Raw genomic sequence first — 367 nt, 5'->3', positions numbered from 1 at the left:
CGAGCAGCAGCAGGTCGGCGGGCGTCATCAGGGTGCGCGCCAGGTTCAGGCGTACACGCCAGCCGCCGGAAAAGCTCGACACGGCGCGCTCGTGGGTGTCGGCCGGAAAGCCGAGGCCGTGCAGCAAGCGGCCGGCGCGGGCGCGGGCGTCGTAGCCGCCGAGTTCCTCGATCGTCTGATGCGCGGTCGCTGCAGCCTCGTGATCGCCGCGCGCTTCGGCATCGGTGGCGGCCCAGAGGGCCTCGGCGACCGGCTTGTCGCCGCCGAGCACGAAGTCGATTGCCGGGTCGGGGAGGGACGGAGTCTCCTGCGCCACCGCCGCCATGCGAAGGCCGCCCGGCAGGTCGATGTCGCCGGCGTCCGGCTC

General features: G+C 73.8%; 1 protein-coding gene. It reads right to left on the bottom strand.

Annotated elements, in window-relative coordinates; genetic code table 11:
• Positions 1-367, bottom strand: a 367-nt coding sequence (locus FLQ44_RS01965) for an ATP-binding cassette domain-containing protein (RefSeq protein WP_147692821.1), incomplete at both ends; no start/stop codon positions are given.

Source organism: Vogesella mureinivorans (assembly GCF_007644035.1).
GTDB classification, from domain to species: domain Bacteria; phylum Pseudomonadota; class Gammaproteobacteria; order Burkholderiales; family Chromobacteriaceae; genus Vogesella; species Vogesella mureinivorans.
Note: the sequence above shows the minus strand (reverse complement) of the source record. Positions and strands in the feature narration are given on the sequence as shown.